The sequence below is a fragment of the Shewanella mangrovisoli genome (assembly GCF_019457635.1).
Classification (GTDB): Bacteria; Pseudomonadota; Gammaproteobacteria; order Enterobacterales; family Shewanellaceae; genus Shewanella; species Shewanella mangrovisoli.
In genome coordinates, this window is record NZ_CP080412.1 from 166,230 (window position 1) to 190,731 (window position 24,502).

At 49.1% G+C, this 24,502-nt stretch carries 19 protein-coding genes, 1 tRNA gene and 1 pseudogene; 11 read left to right on the top strand and 10 right to left on the bottom strand.

What is annotated here, in order from left to right; all coding sequences use genetic code 11:
- The first annotated feature begins 25 nt into the window (after window positions 1-25).
- Window positions 26-1,447 (top strand): L-seryl-tRNA(Sec) selenium transferase, encoded by a 1,422-nt coding sequence (selA, locus tag K0H60_RS00755; protein ID WP_220056972.1) that lies wholly within the window; start codon window positions 26-28, stop codon window positions 1,445-1,447.
- Window positions 1,448-1,449: 2 nt separating this feature from the next.
- Window positions 1,450-3,243: pseudogene (selB, locus tag K0H60_RS20635) on the top strand (selenocysteine-specific translation elongation factor); the annotation flags it as partial.
- 93 nt (window positions 3,244-3,336) lie between these two features.
- On the opposite strand, the gene K0H60_RS00765 reads toward selB, so the two are convergent.
- Window positions 3,337-3,431, bottom strand: a tRNA-Sec gene (locus K0H60_RS00765).
- Window positions 3,432-3,572: 141 nt separating this feature from the next.
- Here K0H60_RS00765 and fdhD point away from each other — a divergent pair.
- The 3 genes from fdhD (at window position 3,573) to yedF (ending at window position 5,981) form a co-directional block, all read left to right on the top strand.
- Window positions 3,573-4,409 carry a formate dehydrogenase accessory sulfurtransferase FdhD gene (gene fdhD, locus K0H60_RS00770; protein ID WP_220056973.1) on the top strand — a complete coding sequence of 279 codons (837 nt, stop codon included), beginning with the start codon at window positions 3,573-3,575 and terminating at the stop codon, window positions 4,407-4,409.
- A 124-nt stretch (window positions 4,410-4,533) separates the two neighbouring features.
- Window positions 4,534-5,748: a selenium metabolism membrane protein YedE/FdhT gene (gene yedE, locus K0H60_RS00775; RefSeq protein ID WP_011715383.1), complete on the top strand. Its 1,215-nt coding sequence runs from the start codon at window positions 4,534-4,536 to the stop codon at window positions 5,746-5,748.
- Complete coding sequence (gene yedF, locus K0H60_RS00780; RefSeq protein WP_011070517.1) at window positions 5,748-5,981, top strand: sulfurtransferase-like selenium metabolism protein YedF; 234 nt, start codon at window positions 5,748-5,750, stop codon at window positions 5,979-5,981. The genes yedE and yedF overlap by 1 nt, the downstream gene beginning before the upstream one ends.
- A gap of 65 nt (window positions 5,982-6,046) precedes the next feature.
- Here yedF and K0H60_RS00785 read toward each other — a convergent pair whose 3' ends face one another.
- Together K0H60_RS00785 and K0H60_RS00790 are read right to left on the bottom strand one after the other, a co-directional pair.
- Complete coding sequence (locus K0H60_RS00785; RefSeq protein WP_220056974.1) at window positions 6,047-7,390, bottom strand: M48 family metallopeptidase; 1,344 nt, start codon at window positions 7,388-7,390, stop codon at window positions 6,047-6,049.
- 116 nt (window positions 7,391-7,506) lie between these two features.
- Window positions 7,507-8,121 carry a hypothetical protein gene (locus tag K0H60_RS00790; RefSeq protein ID WP_220056975.1) on the bottom strand — a complete coding sequence of 205 codons (615 nt, stop codon included), beginning with the start codon at window positions 8,119-8,121 and terminating at the stop codon, window positions 7,507-7,509.
- A 409-nt stretch (window positions 8,122-8,530) separates the two neighbouring features.
- Here K0H60_RS00790 and K0H60_RS00795 point away from each other — a divergent pair, with 409 nt between their 5' ends.
- Window positions 8,531-9,127, top strand: a complete 597-nt coding sequence (locus tag K0H60_RS00795; protein ID WP_434086670.1) for an MliC family protein — start codon at window positions 8,531-8,533, stop codon at window positions 9,125-9,127.
- 2 nt (window positions 9,128-9,129) lie between these two features.
- Here K0H60_RS00795 and K0H60_RS00800 read toward each other — a convergent pair whose 3' ends face one another.
- A complete protein-coding gene (locus tag K0H60_RS00800; RefSeq protein WP_086902891.1) occupies window positions 9,130-10,119 on the bottom strand; it encodes a DUF481 domain-containing protein in 990 nt (329 codons plus the stop codon).
- A 124-nt stretch (window positions 10,120-10,243) separates the two neighbouring features.
- Window positions 10,244-10,885: a DUF3157 family protein gene (locus K0H60_RS00805; RefSeq protein ID WP_220056977.1), complete on the bottom strand. Its 642-nt coding sequence runs from the start codon at window positions 10,883-10,885 to the stop codon at window positions 10,244-10,246.
- A gap of 197 nt (window positions 10,886-11,082) precedes the next feature.
- Here K0H60_RS00805 and K0H60_RS00810 point away from each other — a divergent pair, with 197 nt between their 5' ends.
- Window positions 11,083-11,466, top strand: a complete 384-nt coding sequence (locus K0H60_RS00810; RefSeq protein WP_220056978.1) for a DUF1090 domain-containing protein — start codon at window positions 11,083-11,085, stop codon at window positions 11,464-11,466.
- 233 nt (window positions 11,467-11,699) lie between these two features.
- Window positions 11,700-12,968 carry a mechanosensitive ion channel family protein gene (locus K0H60_RS00815; protein WP_011715390.1) on the top strand — a complete coding sequence of 423 codons (1,269 nt, stop codon included), beginning with the start codon at window positions 11,700-11,702 and terminating at the stop codon, window positions 12,966-12,968.
- On the opposite strand, the gene K0H60_RS00820 is transcribed toward K0H60_RS00815, so the two are convergent.
- The gene (locus K0H60_RS00820) at window positions 12,965-13,588 is read right to left on the bottom strand and encodes a LysE family translocator (protein WP_023266272.1); all 624 of its coding nucleotides are present in this window, start codon (window positions 13,586-13,588) and stop codon (window positions 12,965-12,967) included. The two genes, K0H60_RS00815 and K0H60_RS00820, sit on opposite strands and share 4 nt — an antisense overlap.
- Window positions 13,589-13,613: 25 nt before the next feature.
- The gene (locus tag K0H60_RS00825) at window positions 13,614-14,174 is read right to left on the bottom strand and encodes a lysophospholipid acyltransferase family protein (RefSeq protein WP_011715392.1); all 561 of its coding nucleotides are present in this window, start codon (window positions 14,172-14,174) and stop codon (window positions 13,614-13,616) included.
- A 129-nt stretch (window positions 14,175-14,303) separates the two neighbouring features.
- Between K0H60_RS00825 and K0H60_RS00830 the strand changes: the two genes are divergently transcribed.
- The gene (locus tag K0H60_RS00830) at window positions 14,304-14,753 is read left to right on the top strand and encodes a YybH family protein (RefSeq protein ID WP_088212699.1); all 450 of its coding nucleotides are present in this window, start codon (window positions 14,304-14,306) and stop codon (window positions 14,751-14,753) included.
- 4 nt (window positions 14,754-14,757) lie between these two features.
- Here K0H60_RS00830 and K0H60_RS00835 read toward each other — a convergent pair whose 3' ends face one another.
- The 3 genes from K0H60_RS00835 to K0H60_RS00845 form a co-directional block, all read right to left on the bottom strand.
- A complete protein-coding gene (locus K0H60_RS00835; RefSeq protein ID WP_220056979.1) occupies window positions 14,758-15,558 on the bottom strand; it encodes an NRDE family protein in 801 nt (266 codons plus the stop codon).
- A gap of 63 nt (window positions 15,559-15,621) precedes the next feature.
- Window positions 15,622-17,259 (bottom strand): ZIP family metal transporter, encoded by a 1,638-nt coding sequence (locus K0H60_RS00840; protein ID WP_220056980.1) that lies wholly within the window; start codon window positions 17,257-17,259, stop codon window positions 15,622-15,624.
- 186 nt (window positions 17,260-17,445) lie between these two features.
- Window positions 17,446-18,051, bottom strand: a complete 606-nt coding sequence (locus K0H60_RS00845; protein ID WP_220056981.1) for a YhgN family NAAT transporter — start codon at window positions 18,049-18,051, stop codon at window positions 17,446-17,448.
- 331 nt (window positions 18,052-18,382) lie between these two features.
- Here K0H60_RS00845 and K0H60_RS00850 point away from each other — a divergent pair, with 331 nt between their 5' ends.
- Window positions 18,383-21,238 carry a TonB-dependent receptor domain-containing protein gene (locus K0H60_RS00850; protein WP_220056982.1) on the top strand — a complete coding sequence of 952 codons (2,856 nt, stop codon included), beginning with the start codon at window positions 18,383-18,385 and terminating at the stop codon, window positions 21,236-21,238.
- A gap of 407 nt (window positions 21,239-21,645) precedes the next feature.
- A complete protein-coding gene (locus K0H60_RS00855; RefSeq protein WP_220056983.1) occupies window positions 21,646-24,456 on the top strand; it encodes an immune inhibitor A domain-containing protein in 2,811 nt (936 codons plus the stop codon).
- The last annotated feature ends 46 nt before the right edge of the window (window positions 24,457-24,502 follow it).

A 24,502-nucleotide genomic window follows, 5' to 3' on the forward strand; every position in this document is an offset into this window, starting at 1 on the left:
CCTTATATTTATCAAGATGATACAAATGATGACCCAAGTACCCGATACACCCCAAGCCCTGTACCGCGCGCTGCCGTCGATGGACAGTCTGCTCGCCGATGCGATATTGGCGCCCCTGCTGCAACGCTATGGTAAAGCAGCAGTAAAAGCGGCGTTGGATAGCCAGTTACGCACGGCGCGCGAGCTGATTGCCCAGGAGCGACGTTTACCCGCTTGGTGTGCTAACCCGGCGTTATTGAACGGATATTTGGTTGATCAATTGTCTAAGGACTATAGCCATAGTCTTAAGCCCGTGTGGAACCTCACCGGAACAATCCTGCATACCAATCTTGGCCGTGCCCAGCAGTCTGAGGCGGCCATTCGTGCTGTGACCTCTGTGATGCGTTATCCCACGCCGCTAGAGTTTGAATTAGCCGCCGGTGAGCGCGGCCATAGGGATAATGCCATTAGTGGGTTAATCCAGCGCCTAACAGGGGCTGAGGCCTGCTGCGTGGTGAATAACAACGCCGCCGCTGTGCTGCTGATGTTATCTGCGGTCGCGGCGGGCAAAGAAGTGATCGTCTCCCGCGGCGAGCTGGTGGAAATCGGCGGCGCCTTTCGCATTCCAGACATTATGCGCCAAGCGGGCTGCACCTTAGTGGAGGTCGGCAGCACTAACCGTACTCACCTCAAGGACTATGAGCAGGCGATAACCGAAAATACCGCCGCTATTATGAAGGTGCATACCAGCAACTACCATATCAGTGGCTTTACCGCTTCGGTGGATGAGGCCAGATTGGGCCAACTCTGCCGCGAACGAGGTGTCGCGCTGATCTCGGATCTTGGCAGTGGTTCACTCACCGACTTACGCCGTTTTGGCCTAAAACAAGAGCCAACACCCCAAGCCATGTTGGCGGATGGCGTCGATCTGGTCAGTTTCTCCGGCGATAAACTCCTCGGCGGCCCGCAATCGGGCCTGATTGTCGGTAAGCAGGCGCTAATTAATAAGCTTCAAAGTCATCCGCTCAAGCGTGCATTGCGCTGCGACAAGCTGATTCTCGCGGCGCTCGAGGCGACGCTGATCCACTATCTCAACCCCGAATCCTTGGATCGGGAACTGCCGATTATGGCCAAATTTGCCCGCAGCCAAGCTGAGTTACGCCAAATTGGTGAGCGCCTGCAGCGCGCCTTAGCGCCACTGTTTGCTCCGAGTTATGGCATCGAGCTAGTGGAGTGCCAGACCCAAGTCGGTAGCGGCTCGCAGCCCGACACCTTTTTACCTTCAATCGCCCTGTGCTTTAACGCGCAAGAGGGCGGCAGTTTAACGTTGCTCGAGCAGCATTTTAAGCAGGCGCAGCGGCCTGTGATTGGCCGTATGACCCAAGATCAACTTCGTCTCGACCTGCGCGGTATCGATGATGAGGCCGAATTGTTAGCCGAACTCAGCACCTTAGGTGTGCAGCTATGATTATGGTCACCGCTGGCCATGTCGACCACGGCAAGAGCACGTTGATCCGTGCCTTGACGGGCATGAACACCGACAGGCTTCCCGAAGAAAAGCGCCGTGGCATGACTATCGATCTCGGCTACGCCTTTATGCCACTGCGAGATGGCACTCGCTTAGCCTTTATCGATGTGCCCGGCCATGAAAAATTTATCAATAACATGCTGGTGGGCGTGAGCCATGTGCGCCACGCGCTGTTGGTGTTGGCCTGTGACGATGGCGTGATGCCACAAACCCGCGAACATCTGCAAATTCTCGCGCTTTTACCGCTAAACAGTTTGACCTTAGTGCTGACCAAGCGGGATTTGGTCGATGACCAAACCGCCGCCAAGTTAACCCTAGAGGGGATGGCGCTGCTTGCTGAATACGGTATCGAGGCCAGTGGCGTATTTGAGGTTTGCGCGAATGATGCAGGCGATGCGGGAGTAGACACTCTTAAGCAACATATTTTGGATATTGCCGAGCAGCAATCGACCCAAGCGGAAGATGCCAGCAGCTTTAGGATGACACTCGATCGTGCCTTTAGCGTTAAAGGCGCTGGCTGTGTGGTCACGGGCACTGTGATTAGCGGCAGTGTGTGTATCGGCGATAGCCTCTACAGTTCTGGGCAAAAGGCCAAACTACGGGTGCGCGGCATTCATTGCCAAGGGATGGAAGCCCACAGAGCCTTGAGTGGCACTCGGGTCGCCTTAAATCTTACTGGCGTTGATAACCATAGGACGCCCGCTCGCGGTGACTGGTTAAGCTGTCTGCCTCAGGCTGAGCTGTGCGCTAGACCCGTAGTGCAAATTCGCAGTTTTGAACCCATCAGCCATTGGCAAAATATGCATTGTCACCACGGCGCCGACCATACCCTAGGGCGAGTATCGCTTCTGGATGAAGCCTATGAGCAGGGGCGTTATCTGGCCGAAATTGTGCTCGATAAGCCATTGCTGCTATGTCAGGACGACCCGATAGTGCTCAGGCATATTGGTGGCAAGCAAACGCTGGGCGCTGGGCGGGTGCTGGCATTAAAAGTTCCCAATCGTAAGAAGCGTACGCCGGAGCGTGTCAGTAAGTTGCAACAGCTGGCTCAGCTCTCCAATCCGGTAAATGTGCTGGCGCTACTCGGTCAGACTGAGGCGCTCAGTATCGATGAAATCCGTTGGCGCTGGCAGCTAACCGATGAAGGGCTGGCCGCCATGCTGGCGCAGGCGGGGCTGACTCGCCTCGGAGCCTATTGGCTATCGACCCAGTTACTTGAGCAAGAAAAACAGCAGTTTATCGATCTGTTACGTGAATACCATCAACAGCACCCCGACCAATTGGGGCTGGGGCGTAATCGCCTGCAACGCATGAGCCACAACGTATTGCCCAGCGAGCTTGCCAATAAGGTGCTCGATAGCCTCTGCCAAGACGGACAGATGGTGCTGCGTGGCGCCTTGCTGCAGCTGGCGGATCACAGGATTGTCCTCGATAGCGAGGCACAACAGTGCTGGCAACGCTTGGCCCCTTGGTTGGCACTGCAAACCTCGCCCGTGTGGGTGACTGAAATGGGGGAATACCTCGAACTCGAGCCCGCCAAACTCAGATTGCTGTGTTTTCAACTGGTGCAACAGGGCTTTATTACCGCGGTGGTGAAGGACAGATATCTGCTGAGCGAGCAGTTGTGTCATTACGCCAATCTGGTGCGAGCGCATGTGGAAACTCACGGCAAACTTGAAACCGCAGAGTTTAAGGATCTGATTGGCCTAGGCCGTAAGGTGAGTATTCAGCTGTTGGAGTTTTTTGACCGCAGTGGTTTTACCCGTAGGAAGTATCGCAGTAACAGTCGGGAGATTCGGGATGGGGAACTGTTTTATTCCCATGAGAATTGGCGGAAGAACATAGGAGTCGAACCTACCCAGGACTGCTGGCAGCCCTACCCGGATTTGAAGTCCGGACGCCTCACCGGAGACGACGTTCTTCCAATAGAAGACAAACCGATAGTAGAAAATGCTTAAACCTGAATCAAGCGCATTCGTATTTCGTTAGTCGCTTTGTGACTTGAGTCGAATTTTGTTAGCAAACTAATTGTTTTTATTTGAATTAATGAGTTTAGAGGGTCGCTATGGAATATCATTCACACGCAGTGGTTACTGAAAGAAAGGTGACCCTTTTAGAGCAGGGGCAGGCTTCCGAGTTAACCGATTATGTAGCTAACGAGGTGCGAGTGGCGCTGGTGTATAACGGCATCGCCCACACTGTAATGCTCGCCAGCCCTGAAAATCTAGAAGAGTTCGCCATTGGCTTTACCTTGTCGGAGCGGATTGTTTCCCATGTGAATGAAATCAAAGGTGTAGATCTCGAGTTCACCCCCGAAGGCGTGCTCATTCAGGTGGAAATCACCCAAAGATGCTTTATGGAACTCAAGCAGCAACGGCGCAATATGGCTGGCCGTACTGGCTGTGGCCTTTGTGGTGTGGCGCAGTTGGAGGAAGCGGTTAAACCCGTTATCCGCGTGGACTCGGACGCCAGATTTAATATCGATCATCTGCAGCTTGCCCTTGAGCAGATCAAAGAGAATCAACATCACTTTAAGCTCACGGGGGCAACCCACGCCGCCATGGGTTTAGACGAGGAAGGACAAATCATCGCCGCCTTTGAGGACATAGGTCGGCACATTGCACTGGATAAATTAATCGGTGGATTTTCAATGCGTCAGGCACAGCGACCTGTCGCAGTGTTGCTCACTAGCCGCGCCAGTTTTGAAATGGTGCAAAAGGCAGCCAGTGCCAATATCCAAATTCTGTTTGCTATGTCCGCCGTGACTTCACTGGCGTTGGAATTAGCAGAGAAAAGCAACATCACGCTTATCGGTTTTTGCCGTAATGGCAGAGCCACGCTCTACACCCATAGCTATCGGTTATCGGGAGTAAATCGTGGCTGTCTAGCGAAAGCCATCTAAAGCGTGTCGCCACACAATTAAGATTCTTTAGCGCCTTATTTTTAAGGGATTGTGCCTTGCTTGTGTGGCAACGGGTATAAGCCTCGTGCTTATTTTTTATAGTCTCGTTCATTAGGGTAATGACATGACATGGCAAGAATTTAAACAACAATATTTAGTCCGTTTTTGGGCACCTATGCCTGCGGTTATCGCCGCCGGAATCCTTTCTACTTACTATTTTGGGTTAACTGGCACTTTTTGGGCTGTTACGGGCGAGTTTACGCGTTGGGGCGGGCACTTACTGCAACTGGTTGGTGCCAATCCTGAAACTTGGGGTTATTTCAAAGTGATTGGTTTACAGGGCTCTCCCTTAGACCGTATCGACGGCATGATGATCATCGGCATGTTTGGTGGTTGTATTGCGGCGGCACTGTGGGCGAATAACGTCAAACTGCGTATGCCACAGAGTCGTATCCGCATCGCTCAGGCACTTATCGGCGGCATTATTGCGGGCTTTGGTGCGCGCTTGGCGATGGGCTGTAACTTGGCGGCGTTCTTCACCGGGATTCCGCAGTTTTCCTTACATGCGTGGTTTTTTGCTCTGGCGACGGCGGCGGGTTCTTACTTTGGTGCGCGCTTTACGCTACTGCCTATGTTCCGCATTCCGGTGAAATTGAAGAAAGTCGATAAGGCGACCTCGGTTAAACAGGATGAAAACCAAGCGAGACGACGTTTTCGTATCGGCATGTTAGTGTTCGCGGCCATTATCGGCTGGGGATTACTGACAATGTTCAATGCGCCTAAGCTGGGTATCGCTATGCTCTGCGGTGTGGGTTTTGGTCTGTTGATTGAGCGGGCACAAATCTGCTTTACCTCGGCATTTCGCGATATGTGGATCACCGGGCGCACCCATATGGCCAAGGCAATTATTCTCGGTATGGCGGTGAGTGCCATCGGGATTTATAGCTATGTGCAATTAGGTGTGCCGCCCAAAATCATGTGGGCCGGCCCGAATGCGGTGATTGGTGGCCTACTGTTTGGATTTGGCATTGTGCTGGCGGGCGGTTGTGAGACGGGTTGGATGTATCGCGCCGTTGAAGGCCAAGTGCATTTCTGGTGGGTTGGTTTAGGTAACGTGCTGGGTTCAACCCTGCTGGCCTACTACTGGGATGATTTAGCCCAGCCATTAGCCACAAGTTGGGACAAGGTTAACTTGCTCTCTAGCTTTGGCGATAAGGGCGGTTTATTGCTTACCTATCTGCTGCTGGCGCTGTCGTTTGCGGCCATGTTGCTGTGGGAAAAACGTTTCTTTGCCCGTAAGGCGAAGCGGGATGAACAACTGATCGCGGAGGCGGCGTAATGAGTCAATATATTCCAGATTATCAACTCGATATGGTGGGCGAGCCATGCCCTTATCCCGCAGTGGCAACCCTTGAGGCCATGCCGACACTGAAGCCGGGGGAGATATTAGAAGTGATCAGTGACTGCCCGCAGTCAATCAATAATATTCCACTCGATGCCAAAAATCATGGCTATAAAGTGCTAGAGATTGAGCAAAACGGGCCAACGATCCGTTATCTGATCCAGCGTTAATTGAGCTATTCGAATAGGGCCATTAAGGCAAATAAAAAGCGCTGCATTGGCAGCGCTTTTTGATCTTAGCCTTGGCAATCGGCTGGTAGATATTCGTCGGGAATACCGTTACTGCTACATACCCAAGTGACATTGTCTTGCTCGTCAACTTGGGGCGACAGATACACCTCATAACCTTGATAATCTCCTAAGGCTTCGCCGGCAACAAAACCAACAATCCCCTCGGAATAAAGGTTAAAGGTGGCTAGCTGCTCATCGCTAAAACCTAGCGGCTCTAACTCGGTCGGCCAAGCTTTATGGCTTTGGTAGTATTGAGTCAGCACCTCGGTAATAGGGGCTAATGATTGATGTAACTGGTCGATATGCTCGATAGCCAGTGCAGCATCGGGCACGTTAGCGGGTACAGTGTCCATTTGCGGGGTGCTGGTGGCGTAGTTGGCATCATCATAGTTAATGCTGGCAGCGCCCGCTTTCTCTTGGTATTCCTTATATGCGGGAATCGCGACCGCAGCGGCTACACCGATAATGGCCGCAAGGATGATAATCCCGCCGCCTGCGGTGCCCATACGTGGCATAAACAGGCTAAAGAGGTAGGCGAATACACTGCGAGAAGGCGCTGCATACACTTTGCCCTGTGCGGTCGCTTGTACTCTTGCCATACGTTTAGTCAGCCATGGATAGCTGCTATTGAGCTCATGGAAGGACATCCAAAATCCGCTCGACTCTTGGGTTTGGCGAATGTATTGGTCCACATTCATCCGCTTCCACTGCTCAACCCCAGCGGCTAATACGGCAACCGCATTGGTGGCCGAACGTAGGCTATTGCAGCAACGCAGACCGTGCAGGTCGCAGGTGTACTCGCAGGCGCGGGCGTAGGCGGCGCCGACTAACGGCAGCCAAGTGGCGAACACTAACAGCGGCTCTTTACCAATATGGTTACGGCGAATATGGCCCAGCTCATGGCCGATATAGAAGTTAAGGGCATCTTTATCGGACTCGAGTGCATCCACAATCGATGAGAACAGCACTATGTAGTTGCGACGCAGAAAGCGGGTGGCGAGGGCATTTAGCATGCCATCGGCGGCTAACAGGTAGGCGCGAGGCGGTTCTTTAATCTCTAAACGCTCGCAGCAGGCGAGGTATTGTTTGTGTAAATCGGGGAACTGCTCAGGGCTGATTTCAACCGCCGTACCCTTTAAGTAGCTGATAAACGCCGAGTGGGTGAAGAGGTAAATGATAAAAAACATCAGCACATAAATCAGGGCGAGACCTTTGGTGGCTAAGATCAGCACGGCCCAAATTAGCCCCGAAATAATCGCTAAAATTGCAAACAGTGACTTTTCTTTCGAATAGACGGTATCGGCCATTTGAATGGGGTTGTCGTTCCCTGTGCTAATCGCTTGTTCCATGTTGATCCTTTTCCTAGTGAAATAACAAAGCGGCGTGAAAATAGTCAATTTCACTAGGAAATTCAATCTCTATAACTGGAATAACCGATAATTTACCCTTAAGTGCTAAAAATGGCTTAAGGTGTTAGTACTGCGGTGCCATTTTTTATCGCGTTTTGCGCCAGTTCGTAAACCTGCTTCTCAGCCACATCGGCTAATGCTTGGTGCTCTTCGCCGAGTTGTTCCATCTCTTTACCCATCACTTCCATCGACGCGCCTAGGCTTTCGATTTGCGCGTTAACCTCAGCATCTTTTTCACTTGAGGCGAGATTGATTAAGAGTTTGCTGGTTTCGGCGCTGATGGCATCGCTCTTAACCTGCATTTGTTCACCCAGACGCTGCATCTTCTCGCCTTGGATCTGCATTGGGCGAACAGCCTCTTTTACTTGATTGACTAAGGCCGGATCGGTAATCACATAGCTATTTCCGGCGGTTTTGACCCACAGATAGTCGGTTTGATAAGCATTGCCTTGGCGTTTGAGTTTATTCCAATCTTGGCTCTCACCCGCGCCAATCGTGAGCTCGCCATCTTGGCGCACATAAATCCACGAAAAGTTAGGATAGTTACGGCTATTGATCGAGATGTTGGTGTCGCTAGATGACTGAGTGCTTACCTGTTGGGCTGCCCAAATCCCACAGGGGATGAGCGCGAGGATCAATAAACCGCCGAATACTTTTGTGTGAGTGTTCATAATGCTTCCTTGTATTGAGATAAGTGTGGTGACCCACTGACTAGGCAGAATATGTGCCAATTAAATATTTATTATTTATCAACATGATAAAAATTGTGTCCGCGTGAAAAGTTTAAAGTGTCCGCACTATGGCTTTAAATGTGTCCGCGCGATTGTCCGTTCAGTGGACACTCTTGGGATAACGTCTGTGGCTGCACTACACTTACTCGAGTTTGTGCAAAGCCGTTAGCTTGTAGCGCTAATATTGGCTGGTATTTGTGGCTAAGTGCTGATTTTTGCTCGCTCAAAGAGGGGGATTGAGCTTAAGTCAGCTTAGGTTAAGCCAAGGTGGCGTTAGCTATGGGCAACAGATAGCCATAAGCAATAGATAAAGGGAATCACGGGTATGACATTTACCAAGAGAATCAATATGCAAACCGCAGGAGCGGCGGGGCTTTTAGCTGTGGCCTTAAGTGTCCCAGCTATGGCCGCAGAAAAGCCTTCCTTTGACTGTGGCAAGGTTCAGGCAGGCAGTATCGAAGAGCTGGTGTGTCAGGATGAGGGTTTGACTAAGCTCGATCAACAGCTTGCAGATGTTTACGCTCAAGCTGCTGATAAGGCAAAGAATGAGCAACCTCCTATGCTAAAAGCCATGCAGCGGGGCTGGGTCAAAGGCCGTAATGAATGTTGGAAGAGTGAAGATAAACGCGCCTGTGTTGAGTCGAGTTACCAGACGCGGATTGCCGAGCTACAGGCGCAGTATCATCTCGTGGAAATGACCGGGCCGATATTTTACGCCTGCGACGGTAATCCGGCGAATGAAGTCGTGGTCAGTTACTTTAAGACTGAGCCTGCCACTCTGATAGCCGAGCGTGGCGATCAAACGTCCTTGATGTTTGTTCAGCCCAGTGGCAGCGGCGCTAAGTATCAAGGCCGAAATGAGAGTATGTGGGAACACCATGGCGAAGCCAAAATTGTCTGGGGATACGAAGCGCCAGAAATGACCTGCGTGGTAAAACCTCAGTAAATTTAGAAGTTAACCCCTAAACCTAGGCTGTAGGAAATATCCCGCGAATGCTGCACAGCGGATTTAGTCTCATTGATATCGTATTTGAATGAGAGATAAATCTGTTGTGTCAGCAGATATTTAAGTCCAAACGTCGAGTCAGAAATATATTCAATGGTAGGAATATCGGGAAAGGCAATTTGCAAATCTGCATAGGTCTCTAACACACCGTCGAACCAATATTGTTTGTAGTTGATGGTTGCCGCCCAAGCATTTAGCTCATAGGTAAATACTTGATAATCTAGCCAGAAGTGGTTGTAGGTGAGTACAAAGTCGAGCTTGTCGCGGTTGACGCCCCAAAAACGATAGCCCGGACCCAATGCGGCGTAGTAGCTGCGAATATCGAGGTTGAGCTTATCCTCCTGATAATAATCCTCTTGCCGCAGGAACCAATGGTCACTGATCAAATAGTCGAGGCTGTAATGGGCTTCGAGGGTATTACGCTTAGTGGTTTTGTCTTCGGTCTCGTAGCGGACTTCACTCTTGAGGTTATGACGCCAGTTTAAGGTTTCGGCGGTCACATCTCCCTTAGCATGCAGCTTTTGAGTGTTTTTACTGTTATGGGTGACATCAATGGCGGCCTCTACACTGCCGCTGTAGTGCCAGTCCGAGTCACTCAGGAGTTCCGAATAGATTAACTCGCTGATTGGGGTCTGCTTATCGTCTATCAGCACAAAGCTATCTAATTCAGAAGCTTGAACCGTTACCTCTTTGATTGAGCGATTGATGCTCCAGGGCTGTGGCTCACGGGTTTCAAAGCTGCGAACCGCGCTGCGTTCGATAGTGATTTTGGGGGCGTAGCTAGGTTTGATTACCAGATTTTGCTCATCTAGCGCTTTAATCTCACCGGTAATTTTATCGCCATTGTTCAGAAATACCGTATCGGCAATGGCATGGTGACTAACACCACAGAGCCAGAGTGTAAGAGCGAGAGATGAATATCTATTGGGCATCTTGCATCTGGCTCATATGGGGAATAAGGGCATTCTGGCAATTGTAGCTTATTCGCCTGATTACACCCGTTTGAGTTTGTAAGGAATTGAAAGTTAACTCCAATTCCTTACCTCATTCGTCGGATTAGCGCGAGTTAATCTCAGTGATCTTGAGATTAATCAGTTGTTTCTGCCAACGGTTTTTATCGACGCCTTCGACCCAAATCACTGGGCTCTTACGTTGCTCGCCTTTACGCAGGTAGGTTTCTGGCATGCGGAAAATGGCTTCCCAGACTTCCAGTTTTTCGGTTTTGAGCAAGGTGCCATCGTCGGCAAAGAAGCTAGCTTCGACTTCAACTAAGGTCACGTGCTCACCGCTAGTGCTGGCAAGCTCGAAGGTCAGGCCGAGTTTATCGCCCTTCCATTGGCTCTCGTTGAAGGTGACTTTAATGCCATCTTTGGCGGTAGAGCCTAAGAGCTCGGGGCGCGCAATGGCGTTTGCGGTTAATGTGGTGACAGGCGTCGCAGCTTCAATGGCGGGTGTGCTGCTGGCTACTGCTGTGGCCGCTGCGGTTGATGTCACCGCGGTAGTTGGGGTAGCAACTGTGGCAACCGCTGGCGCTGCCGCGGCTTTGGTTTCTGTGATGATATATTCCCAAGTGAAGTCATCTTTGAGTCTGACCTGAGCGCCATTCTCTAGGGTGATAGTTGCCACATCGGCGGCCATCACAGATGAAGAGAGCAGCAATAATGAGCTGAGCGCGCTGAGGCGAAATGAACTGGGCATGGTTTCTGGCTCCGATATCCGTCTGAGTCAATATTTTGCCCTAACATAAACAATTTATTGCTATTAAGTCACTGCCTAAGTCGCATTTGTACCAAGAAAGTCGATTTTACTTAAGCACAAATACAGCTTGTGGTTATAAGCTATGGCACTATCAAGCCTATCGCAGGATTAAATATTGTCACCTAAAGGAGGAGCCTATGTTTTGTCGATACGGATGCTTGCTAGCCTTGTTGTGCAGTGGCGCGGCATTCGCGCAGGATGAGCCCCCTAAAGGCTGTGCTGCAAAGCTAGCGGCAATTGAGGCGCAGCTTGTTGAGGCTAAGGCCTCGGGTAATCAAGCAAAAGCAGAGGGGTTAGAGCAGGCGCGCCAAGCCGTGCTAACCCATTGTGACGATGACAAGCTATACCAAGAGCGCTTAGCCAAGGTTGAGGCCTTAGAAGCTAAACTCGTCGAACGTCAAAATGAGCTAACTGACGCGATAGCTGCGGGTAAGTCTATGGATAAAATCAATAAAAAACGCCAAAAGGTGGCAGAGGCTCAAGCTGAACTGGATCAGGCGCAGGCCAAACTTGAGCAATAGCGGCGAGGCCATTAGCTGCTGCGCTATGGATGCTGGACTCAATCTGGCATTTTAAACTGCGATGCGCTTTAAGCTCTTGGCCTCGAATGCTAAAATCGTTTGAAAAATAAATGGTTGTGAAATATTTGTTGCTAGGTTCAATTGTGAGCGTGTCACGCTCTCGCAACCTTATTGCTTTATCTTGGGATGGCTTGATTGGGCAGATAACCCAGCCGTTTCTCTAGGAGTAGATTGTGGATCAAGAAATTCGCCTTGAAATCTCGGGCTGGTTATCGAGTGTCGGGATCGACAGCCAACCGTCCGACAGCATTTCAACGAGCATTATGCTGCTTGCCTGTGTGCTGGTGGCGGCCATTGCTTATTTTATTATGCGCCGTGGGGTGATCCGCGCGGTGAACATGGTGATCCTGCGTTCCAAGGCGACGTGGGACGATGTGTTTATGCGCTATAAAGTGCTCGAAAAGCTGGCGATGTTAGTCCCCGCGATAGTGCTCAACCTGCTAGTGCCCATTACCTTAACCGAGCACCCCGTGCTAAGCAGTTTAGTCGACCGTCTATTGAGTATTTGGTTGGTTATCCTGATGATCCGCGCCATTTACGCTGGGCTCGATGCGGTTAATGAGATTTCCGATGTCAATCTGGTCAGTCGCCGCTTGCCGGTAAAAAGCTTTGTGCAGCTGATTAAACTGTTCCTGTTCTTTGTTGGTCTGATCGTATCGATTTCCGTACTGGCGGATCAATCACCCGTGTACTTCCTCAGCGGTTTAGGTGTGGCAACGGGTTTTGTGATGTTAGTGTTCCGCGACACTATTTTAGGCTTTGTGGCGGGCATTCAGCTCGCCGCCAACCGCATGGTGAGCAAGGGCGACTGGATCCAAATGGACAAGTACGGCGCCGACGGTGCGGTGGAGGAAGTGTCCTTAACCACGGTCAAAGTGCGTAACTGGGATAAGACCATCACTATGATCCCCGCCTATGCCTTAGTATCGGATGCATTTCGTAACTGGCGCGGTATGTCGGAATCGGGTGGGCGCCGTATCAAGCGTGCGGTCAATATCGATATCAACAGCATTAAGTTTTTATCTGAGGAAGAGCGAAATCGCCTCAGTAAAATCAATTGCTTGAAAGAGTATTTCCCCGCCAAGATCAGCGAAATTCAAGAGTCGAATGCCAAAGTGTCGGATCTGGATATGAAGGTCAACGGCCGCCATCTGACCAACGTCGGCACTTTCCGCGCCTATTTGCAGGAGTACCTGCAACGCCACGATAAAGTGCACAAAGATATGACACTGATGGTGCGCCAACTGGCCCCCACGACCGAAGGTTTACCGATAGAGATTTATATCTTTACCAATGACACCCGTTGGGCTTTTTATGAGGCGATACAAGCGGATATCTTCGACCATATCTTTGCCGTATTGCCCGAGTTTGGTTTACAGGCCTTCCAAGCGCCGACGGGCAACGATATCCGCAGTCTAAAATCGGTGAAAGTCGAAGGTTAATCTCGACTGACTAAGATGGCGGCGAGGGTGAGAAACACGCCGCCGCTGGTACGGTCAAACCAATGCAGTTTGTTGCTGGCCTTTAGGCTCGGGGCCAGCACATTCGCCATCGAGGCGTACAGCATCACAAAACTAAAATCGACCAGCGCCCAGGTGAGGGCAAGAATCGTCAGTTGCGGCATTTGTGGTGCGGTTAAATCGATAAATTGTGGAAATAACGCCGCAAAAAACAGCAGGTCTTTAGGATTGCTGATCCCCACTAAAAATGCCTGTTTATAGAGTTGCTTAGCTGTCCCTTTTCCTTCGGTTTTCGCTACTTCCAGCTTTTGCCCTTGTTGCTTAGTGAGCAGCAACTTAATACCTAAGAACACTAGATAGGCGGCGCCGCACCATTTGAGTAGGCTAAAGCCGTATTCCGAGGCGCTGATTATCGCGCCTAATCCTGCTGCCGAAGCCGCCATCAGCACCAGTGCGGCGCTGACACTGCCAAGCCCCGTGGCTATGCTGCGTTTTTTGCCGAAATGAATGCCGTGGGACATAGACAACATGGCGATAGGCCCGGGGGAAATCCCAATCAAAACAATCGCAAAAAGGTAGAGTAACCAAGTTTCGGTCTGCATGTTTTGCTCCGTTATTCCTCAAGCATTAACGTCTGTTGTCTGGCGTATAGTCGGGGATCGTTTTGGGATGACGCCCTTTAATGCTGCGGTAAAAACTGAGGATTTCCGCCATATCTTGTTCGATTTCCCTTGGTTGCAGTGGCGGTTGGATCACCACGGCCTTACGGGCAAAGTCTAAGCCGACTGGCACGATTGGCACCTGCGCCTTGGAGGCGATATGGTAGAAGCCGCATTTCCAGCGAGTCACTGGGCTGCGAGTACCTTCGGGGGCGAGCGCGAGTTTATAGTCCGGCTGGGTGGCAAACAGCTGCACGGCAGCATCGACTAAGTTATTGTTTTTACGCCTGTCCACTGGGCTGCCACCAATAGCGCGGAAGAACCAACCCCAAGGCGGAATAAACAATTGATGCTTACCGAGGAAGTGTATGCGGGTGTTTAAGGCGCCGCGAGCGAGCACGCCGATGATAAAGTCCCAGTTACTGGTGTGTGGCGCAACAATCACAATATATTTGGCTTGAGAGGGTAACTGCCCTTGGATTTGCCAGCCTGAAATTTTGAGTAGCCAGCGGCATAAATGTGTAAACATAATTTGGTGCTCAGAGTCGAAAAATGAATAATATCATCAGCTTTTTTTAATTATAAATCGGCTTTGACAAGATAGTCTGCGCCAATTTGGTTATAGTACAGTCTAACCTGATAGTTGGGGAGCGATACTATGTTGCGACAGGGATTGATGAAAAAACACATTTTACGGTGCCTCGCGGTACTGATGTTGCTGTTTGTTGGGCAGGTGAGTGCAGTGCCGACGGATGACATTGCCCAAATGCTAAAAGGTCAGGAAGATGCGTGGAACCGCGGCGATCTTGACGCTTACATGCAGGGTTATTGGAAGAGCGAACAGCTTAGATTTGTCTCTAATGGAAAGTTTCGTTACGGCTGGGATGAAACCCTTGCCGCCTACAAGAAAAACTATCCGAATAAAGAGGCGCTGGGTGAGCTGAAGTTCACCATCAAAGAAATCAAAATGCTCAGTAACTACGCCGCTATGGTGGTGGGGCGTTGGGATTTAAAGCGGCAAAAGGATGCGCCCACGGGGGTATTTACCCTGCTGGTGGAAAAAATTGATGACCGCTGGGTGATCACTATGGACCACAGTTCGGACTGAGCCGTTAAAAGTGGGCGAGACAGTCCGGCTCTTTAGGTAATTGCGACGGCAGGGTGAAGTGGAAGTCCTGCTGTCCCAGTCGTCGACCCTTACCGTCATATCTTACTTCGGTAAACTGGACTTCCCCTTGGGCATTTTGCAGCAAAATGCTGGTGGAGCGGGTGCCATAGTCGGGGTGACGAATATAAATTGCCGCGAGTCGGCGTTCCCATTCTAGCCCGACGCCCGTATCAGGTAGCTCGTTATCCTCTGGACGCGAATCATCCTGCATTAACTGAATCAGCGACTCTAGCTCAAGCGGTTCCGATTGTTGGATAAGGGCCTCGAGCGAGCGTTGGCCCTTAGCCATTTTTGGCCAGATATCATCGAGCGCGCCATTGCTAATGGCGTGGAATCCTGCCGTGAGTTTTACCGTGTTCCGCTTAAGACTGTTGAAGCAATAGAGGTTGGTGCCTTGGCCAAACACGAGATTAAATGGCTGATAATCTTCGGCGTGTTCCTCAAGCCAGTTAGGGCAGATAAGCGAACCCGAGCTTAGGGCTTTAATGATCAGTTCGCCGCGACTGCGCATCGGCTCTTGGGCTTTTTGCGCCACCCTCAGGTTAGTGACTCCTGCAATTTGCCCCTGTTTATTCACCCCAAACCAAGTGCCACCCGCCTGCAAATCCTTGCCCGCGAGCATATTCTGCTCCGGCGGCCAAAATTGTGCAGGGGCTGTGGGTCTGTGGTGAAACTCATCCCGATTGGCGCAAATGATCAGCGGATACTGGGGGTGAGTTTTAAGGGCGACGAAGAGTATGCACATAACAGGCTAAATTTATCCTAGGAGTAGGATTAACTTAGCCTGTCTGTGATCAAATGAACAGTGCTAGTGATGGTGCTTATTTGCATCGCTATGGCTGTGGCCGCCACTCTGATGAGAGTGTGTATGGCCATGGCCGTGACTATGGGCGGTTTCTGCTGCTGAGGAATGCGCGTGTGCATGATCATGGCTGTGCTTATGACCATGGGCAGCCGGTTTTAACATCATCAGGCGACGTAAGAACTTACGTGGTCCTAGGCGCAGTAAGCTCGCGGCAAATAAACCGGATAGAACCAGCAAGGCGGCCAAGTTAATCGCCTCAGGCAAGGTGACCAAGGAGAACCACATAGGCAACTTAAGGGCTGCTACCAGTGATACGGCAATAATAGTCAGCAAAATACCACGCTGCGGCCAACTCATAAGTTTAAGTTGGGCGATGTTCAGCACGGGCGCAGCAATCAGAGGCAGTATGATGGCAAGTGGGCTCCAGCCGCTGTAGGCGAGGGCAATCGACAGTACTGCTGCGCCTAAATTACAGAAGCGCATAGGTAAAAAGACCAACAAGAGTACGGCAATCTGCAACATCGGATTGCTTAACGGTACCGAAGGATGGCCGATCAGATTGACGAGCACTAGGCTGAGGAGCACCCAAGGGGCACTGCGATCAACCAGATGGGCAAAGCCAAAGCGCAGCGCATTGTGGGGCAACTTGCTGTGAGGATCGGTAATCTCGACCCGAGCATGGGCGAGATAAGCACTCATAATAAACACCACGAGTAGCTGGAATAGCGCCAACCAAGGGCCAAGCAGTAGCGCGCTGAGCACAAGCGCCTCAGGACCCGCCAAGCGTTGGAACCAACGGCGAGCGAGACTGTTATCCTGCGGGGTTAAGCCAAACTGGAATCGCAGCGCGGCCGCGGCATAGCTGAGTAAAAGTACCGGCGCTATGGTCATTAACCAAGTGGTTAGCTGTTCGGTGCTGTGATCGTGGTGGGCATGGTCATGGCCGCCAGAATCCATCAGGAGCAGCACCATCAACAATCCAATCCCCAGTAAGCTGCCGATACCGGCCTGATATTCATACTGGCCTTGCTTATCGGTATCGTGTTGACCATGGGGTTGATGCAGCACAACGTGCAGGATTGAACCTGTCACAAACGCTTGTAAATAAACGGTATTATCTAAACTTAGCTGGGATAATAATTGCTCGCCCGCGAAATAACCCACGCCAGTGAGTAGCATCATGGCGACTAATACGAGACTTGCCCAACGGGTTCCGACTTGAGGCTTGAGTAACCACCAAATGGCGAGGCCGACGGGCAGGCGATGCAATATCACCCCGAGCGCCAATAGGCTGGAATTGCCGTCCTGCTGCGCCAGTACCATAGCGCCGCCATCTGTAATGGTGTGCAGTAAAAGACCGCCAATCCCGAGTGACAGGGTGAGATTATGGGTGATCTCTGAGTAGCGGTGGAATAAGCGTTCGCTGGCGGTCGGTCCCCAGAGGCCTAGCACCACAAAGACTATGGCTAATAGGCCACCATGCTCGAGCAATTCAGGCAAAATATGGATCAGCACTAGTCCGCCTAAAGAGACGAAGATAAAGCCATCGAGTCCCTTCTGTAAGCCGCTGCCCGATGAAAAGTAGCGATAAAACAGTGGTCCGATTAAGAGTGCGATACAGCTAGCGAGAAGATAGAGCATGGATTCCACGAATTTTGCTGAAAAAACGCCATAGTATACCAGTTGTAATCAAAATGAGCAGCGACTTACTGGCAATTTACCTCCCCACAAGGATGTGCAAGCATACGTACTATAAGCTATTTAGTGGAAAGGTCATTGCCTCGTCGATGTAGGAATACAAATGTAATCAACAATTTCTTTCATCTATTAACTTGTGATCGAACCGACAGCTCTCATATAGTTCGATACTCCATCGAGGAACATTTGCACTGATATCATCACCAGTACCATGCCCATCAAGCGCTCAACAGCCGTTAAGCCTTTTTCACCCAACATACGGGTAAAGAGCTTATAGAACATGAGGATAACCGCACTCGCCCCCCAAGCGGACACTAGCGCAATCGTCCAGTCGCCCATGCGAGTACTGTCGGTGTGCGCGAGTAAAATCAGCGCGGCCAGAATCGATGGTCCCGCCATCAACGGAATGGCCATAGGGACGATAAAGGGTTCCTCTCCCGCCGCAAGACCAACCACGCCGCCCGGCTGAGGGAAAATCATCCGAATAGCGATCAGGAATAGGATAATCCCACCAGCGATGCTGACAGACTCGGAACGCAGATTTAAGAAACTGAGGATGGCTTCGCCAGCATACAGGAAGGCTAACATGATCAATAATGCGAAAATCAGTTCGCGGATCAAAACTCTACGACGTTTTTTCGGGTCGATATGCCTTAAAATCGACGTGAAAATCGGTAAATTACCGAGGGGATCCATGATCAAAAACAACATTACCGCAGCAGAAAATATATCCATTTAACGTTATCAACGCCCAAGCCAATATGAGCTGATATTGTATAACTTTTTCGCGTTACAGATGTGAGAAAATTACCAATTAGAGGCAATTCACAGCAATTTTTGAGTTGCGCATAGTTATAAACCCGAAGCACATCTATCTCTGCTTGATAAATAATAATTGAAACATTTTGAAACACTAATAAACAAAGTTATAACAATGGTTTGTGTCACACCTATTGTTGATTAATTAATAGCCCTATTTGTTGACTAGTTGTTTTTCTGGTGATAAAAGTTTGTCTTCTAGGTTGTGTGTTTGTTTAGTATAAAAATAAATATAGGGAGAGATAGAATGGCTATAGAGTCATATTTAACCAAGGCGGTGCGAGTAGCTCTCGTTGCTAGTACTGCAAGTATTATGTTTGGGGCTTCTGCATATGCGGCAGAAGATGCTCCGGGTGCAAACAAGAAAGAAGAAGTTGAAAGAATTGCAGTTACAGGTTCGCGTATTATTCGTGAAGGGGCCATTGCTCCTACTCCAGTTACTGTTATCACAGGCGAAGAGTTACTCTCTACTGGTGTTACAAACATTGGTGAGGCGTTAAACCAATTACCCGCTTTAGGTAGTACATATTCGCTTGCTAACTCTGGTCGTTTTATTGGTACTTCAGGTCTTAACTTGCTTGACCTTCGTAACATGGGGACTGATAGAACTTTGGTGCTTGTTGATGGCCGCCGCCATGTCGCGAGCTCTTCTGGCACATCTTCCGTTGACATTAACACTATTCCTAGTACATGGGTTGAAAAAGTAGAAGTTATTACTGGTGGTGCATCTGCTATTTATGGTGCCGATGCAGTAACTGGTGTTGTTAACTTTATTCTAAAGAAACATGTAACTGGATTAGATGTCTCTACTACGTTAGGGACTGCTGAAGATAGCAATTTTACTAAAAAGCGTTTTTCAGTTTCTTACGGTACCGACTTTGACAATGGTAGAGGTAATATCGCTGGTGCTTTTGAGTATAGTGGTCAAAACCAGCTAAAGGCATTCGATCGAGATCAAACCGCGACTTCATTTGCGTCCATCACAAACTCCAATCGTCCTAATGGTGATGAAAACGATCCAGCTTATCCTGATAAAATCTTAACTCCGAATGCTGGACATTATCGTATCAGCAACGCAGGAACATTTAATCTAAATGGCTGGAAAACCTTTAATCCAGATGGCTCAATTAAAGATGTTTATATTGGACCTAATTCAGATGGTGGTTACTGTGCAGACTGTGATTACACTAACTTGAACCAGTTTGTGGAGTTGCAGCCGGAGTTTGATCGTTATAATTTCAACGTCAAGGGTAACTATGCTATCTCTGACGATATGAATTTCTACGCTGAAGGGAAATACGTGAGAAGTAAGTCTCATGACATGTTCCAACCAGCATTTTTCTTCTTTAATCCTGTGAACACTATCAGTATTGATAACGCATTCATTCAAGATGATCTGCGTGACTTAATGACTGCAAATGGTAAAACGAGCTTAACTATTAACCGATTCATGACGGATTTAGGTTTGCGTCTTGAAGATGATACCCGTGAAACACAAAGATATGTAGTTGGGCTAGAAGGTAATATTCTAGAAGACTGGTCATACGATGTGTTTGCTACCTACGGGCAAACCGATCTTGAGCGTGTAAACCGTAATAACCTAGTTTATGCGAATTATGAAAACGCTTTAGATTCTATTCTTGTTGATGGCGTTGCAGTTTGCCGTGATGAGGCTGCTAGAGCTGCTGGTTGTGTGCCTGTAAATATCTTTGGTGATGGTCAAGCAAGCCAAGGTGCACGTGATTACATCAACACTACTTCTACAGGTTCTTCTGTTATTAAGCAAACTGTGTTGGGGGGTTCTGTAACTAATTCGGCATTGTTTGATTTACCAGCGGGTGCAGTTGGTTTCTCTGCTGGTGTTGAATACCGTAAAGAAGAAAGCGAAGTCTTTGAACCTGATAATGCCGAAGGTACTTTCTTCAACGTGTTAGGTGAAGATAAAGGCGACTTTGATGTTAAAGAAGTATTTGCAGAGATCAGTGTACCGCTGTTGAGTGATCTTCCATTAATTCGCCAATTAGATGCTGAATTGGCTGCGCGCTATGCGAATTACAGTACAATTGGAAGCGCTACAACATGGAAAGCGGGTTTGAGCTGGGAGGTCTATGATGATCTTCGTATTCGCTCTACCTACTCCGAGGCGATTCGTGCACCTAATATTAGTGAATTATTTGGTGCGCAAAGTCAAAACTTCTTCAACGTAGATGACTCTTGTAAATCTTCTGAGCTTGATAATTTAGCCAATTCAGAACTTCGTCGTCAGAACTGTGCGGCGCTGGGTATCCCAACAAGTTTTGATTCAGATTATGATTCAGCAAGTGTTGATGGCTTCTCTGGAGGAAATAGAGATCTTAAGGCTGAAGAATCAACAAGTTATACTATTGGTGGTGTTTTCCAACCAAGCTTTGTTGACGGCTTAGTTTTAACAGTCGATTATTGGAATATCAAAATTGACGACGCTATCAGCGCCGTTTCTGCACAAGATATTATTGACAAATGTGTTGATTCTCCAAGTGGCGTTGACAACGAATATTGTGCGTTAATTACACGTGATCCAAACAGTCACGAAATCACGTCAATTCGTCAATATGCGTTGAATATCTCTTCATTAGAAGCTGCTGGTATCGATTTTGATATCGGTTACAACTTTGAACTCTTTGGTGGCGATTTACGTTCAAACTTGATTGCAACTAAATTACTTAAAAGAAGAGATTACTCATTCCAAGACGAACCTGATGTCTATGAAAATTATGTTGGTGTAGTTGGTACTCCTGAATGGCAAGCTAACTTAACCTTTAACTATTCATGGAATAGCTGGCAGGCTACTTGGAGAACTCGCTTCATTGAAGGTGTGAGTTTATACACAGATCAAGAGCTTGCAGTAAATGCTAACCCAAATAGTTTATTATCTTATGGTGACTACTACATTAGTGATATGGGTATTGGTTACAACTTTGATAATGGTATAGAGTTGAAGGTTGGTGTCGATAACCTGTTTAATAAAGATTTACCTTACGGTTCTACTGGTACAACAGCAGGTTCTGCTGCTTACGACAACATAGGACGTTTCTTCTATACTACTATTAGCTTCAGTTTGTAACGGTTGAAGCAACCAGTTTAGATCCGTTGCATAAGTATCTGAACTAAATCCAACATCAAATAGGGCTCAAATTAATTTGAGCCCTATTTCTTTTATACCTTAGCCTGTCATTTTAGTTGCGCATAAGCAGGTGTAAGGTGGTTTTTAGTTGTGATGATGTCGTTAAAATATTTCTTGTGGTGATGTATTTTTGCTGAATAACGGCTGACAAAACATAAAAAGAATCCCATTCCTGAATGTATCAAGTTGTTACGCAAAAGTAGTCCTGATATGTTTTTACATCCCCCGAAATGGGGGAAGGTATTCAAGATCGCGAGCCGCCAAAAACAAACTTGCCATAGAGCAAATAGGCACTAGCCTTAGAAAATAGCTTGGCTACAGCGCACATTGTGACGGAAGGAAGAGTAATGCGAAGTTCAAGAAGTATCACAGCGTTAGGATTGATGTTGGCCTTGCTGAGTGGCGCAAGTATTGCGGCGCCCAATCATACGCCAGCGGATGCAGGGGTCATTAATAAAGAAAGGATCCTCTATTGGTTGATCAAGCGGGGCGAAGTCTCCGCCGATGCTAGCGACAGCGTTAAGCAAGCGGCCGTTGAAGCCTATATTGCCCGTGCGAGCTTGGCCCAGCCCAAAGAGCCGAGAATGGTGATTGAGGCTGAACATGACAGGCTGCAAAAAGCCAAGTCGACGGCGATGATGCGCGCCTCTGCACAGCGGGTGTTAGCGGATGCCGACGTGACTAAAACGGTGAAGGTATTAACCGTACTGATTGATTTTCCTGATTTAAAGTATAACAACAATGGTTTAACGGCGAGTGATACCGACATGTATTACCCCAGTTACCCTGCGTCCCACTATAAAAATTTACTCTTCTCCACCACAGGTTTTAATGGTCCTCAAGGGCAGACCTTAGACTCGGCCTATCAATATTACCAAGCTGTTTCGGGCAAGACTTTCTTCTTCACTGGCGATGTGAAAGGTTGGTATACCGCGAGCCAAAATGCCGATTACTATGGCGCGAATGATGCCGATACGGGTAGCGATGCTAATGTGACTGAGCTGGTTAAAGAGGCTGTCAGCCAAGCGGTAGCCAATATGTCGGCGGCCGAACTCGCAACCTATGATGTTGAAGACCCATACGATTTTAATGATAACGGCAATCTAAATGAGCCCGATGGCATAATTGACCATGTGATGATTTTCCACTCGAGTATTGGGGAAGAGACAGGGGGCGGCAAATTAGGGGATAACGCGATTTGGTCGCACCGTTACTATGTTGACCAAAGCACGCAAGGTTATAGCCTACCTGGGTCGTCCAAAAAACTCTTTGGTTACACCATACAACCAATCGATGCGGCAACCGGGGTATGTACCCATGAGTTTGGCCATGATCTGGGTTTACCCGATGAATATGACACTACGGATAACACCAACAAAGATGGTTCCCCTGTCGGTTTTTGGTCTTTAATGTCGGGTGGTAGCTGGACCGGCGCTCTTGCGGGAACTAAGCCTAGCGGTTTTAGCCCCTATGCACGCTCCTATTTGCAGAAAAAATATAAAGGTAAATGGCTGAATGAGCGTGAAATCAGCTTAGACAGTATTCCTAGATCTGGTATGGAAGTGACACTGAATCAGGCGTCAAATCAAGACCTAGTGAATCAGGTGTCGATTCCTCTCCCCGCTGCTCCGATTGCCTTTAAAGCACCCTATCAAGGGAGTTATCAGTATTACTCTGGCCAAGGCGATATGCTGAGCAACAGCATGAGCTTTACGGCAAATTTACCGGCGACGAGTGAAAAACTTACCCTTACGATGCAGGCAAGTTGGGAGATTGAGGCCGATTACGACTATATGCAGGTCAAAGTGAACGGTGTGGCGATGGCGGGCAATTACACTAAGTCCGTCAATGCGATTAACAGCGCTCGACATATTATTACGGGTAAATCATCGAGTATTTCGACCGCAGTAGGCAGTGATGCTTGGGTAGGATTGGAATATGATTTATCAGCCTACGCTGGCAAAGCTGTGACGATTGAATTTACCTATGTGACCGATGAGGCCGCTATCGAGTCGGGTATTACTATCGACAACATCAGCATTAAGCAAGGTGCAACTGAGCTGTATGCCGATAATGCTGAGATTGGGGGTAAAGCGACTCTGGCAGGTTACAGCCGGATCACTAGTACGCGCCCAGGTGCAGCTTCTCGCTATTTAATCCAATTACGCAGTCACAATGGTGTCGATGCCGGATTAAAGGACGAAGGTTTTGATCCCGGAGTACTCCTGTGGTTAGAGGATTTTAGTTACCAGGATAACAATGTGTCTGATCATCCTGGCCATAGTTTGATTGGGGTAATTGATGCGGATCAGAATAGGATTAGCGCTGGTTCTACCGATGTGCAAATCCGTGATGCAGCCTTTAGTACTGTAAGACAAACGGCTTACAAGGGCGACACCAATCTTAGCCCTGTGAGTCTGTTTGACGATAGTTTAGATTACAGTGCACCGCTACAACCTCAAGCGGGTATGGTGCTGCAAAAACTTGGTTTGACTATGCAAGTGGTCTCTCAAGCCAGCGACAATAGCACTGCGGTGATCCGTTTAGCCAATGCGAATACAGATCCAGGGTTCACTCCCTTAACGGCGGCAATCGATCTGAGCCAAAGTGGCTTAACCGCCACTGTGGCTGCTGTGGTTGATGGTGGTGAAGGCGCTTACACTTATGCTTGGGATTTTGGCGTTGCGGGAGCGACCAGCACTTCAGCGTCGGCAACTTATACCTACGCGAATGCAGGAACCTATACGCTGACCTTAACGGTAACCGATGCCAAAGGCGCGAGCGTTACGGTGACGAAAACACTTGTGGTGAGCTTGCCCTTAACCGCTGGCTTTAGTGCCAGTGCCAACCAGCTCACGGTGAACTTTAGCAACACCTCGGCAGGTGGCGTTGGTAGCCTAAGTTATACATGGAACTTTGGCGATGGCACCTCAAGCACTTCGGCATCGCCAACCCACACTTACACTCGCGCGGGCACTTACACTGTCACGCTGACGGTGAAAGATACTCAAAACGCTACCGCAAGCAGCAGTTCAAGCGTAACCGTGACAGCACCAACGACGCCTGCTGAAACATCGAGTGGCGGCGGTGGTGGCAGTCTAGGCTGGCTGAGCCTGATGTTGCTCGGTGGCTTGGCGTGGCGTCGCCAGCGTCAATAAGCGGATATGTTTACGAAAAATGCCTCTGATATAGAGGCATTTTTGT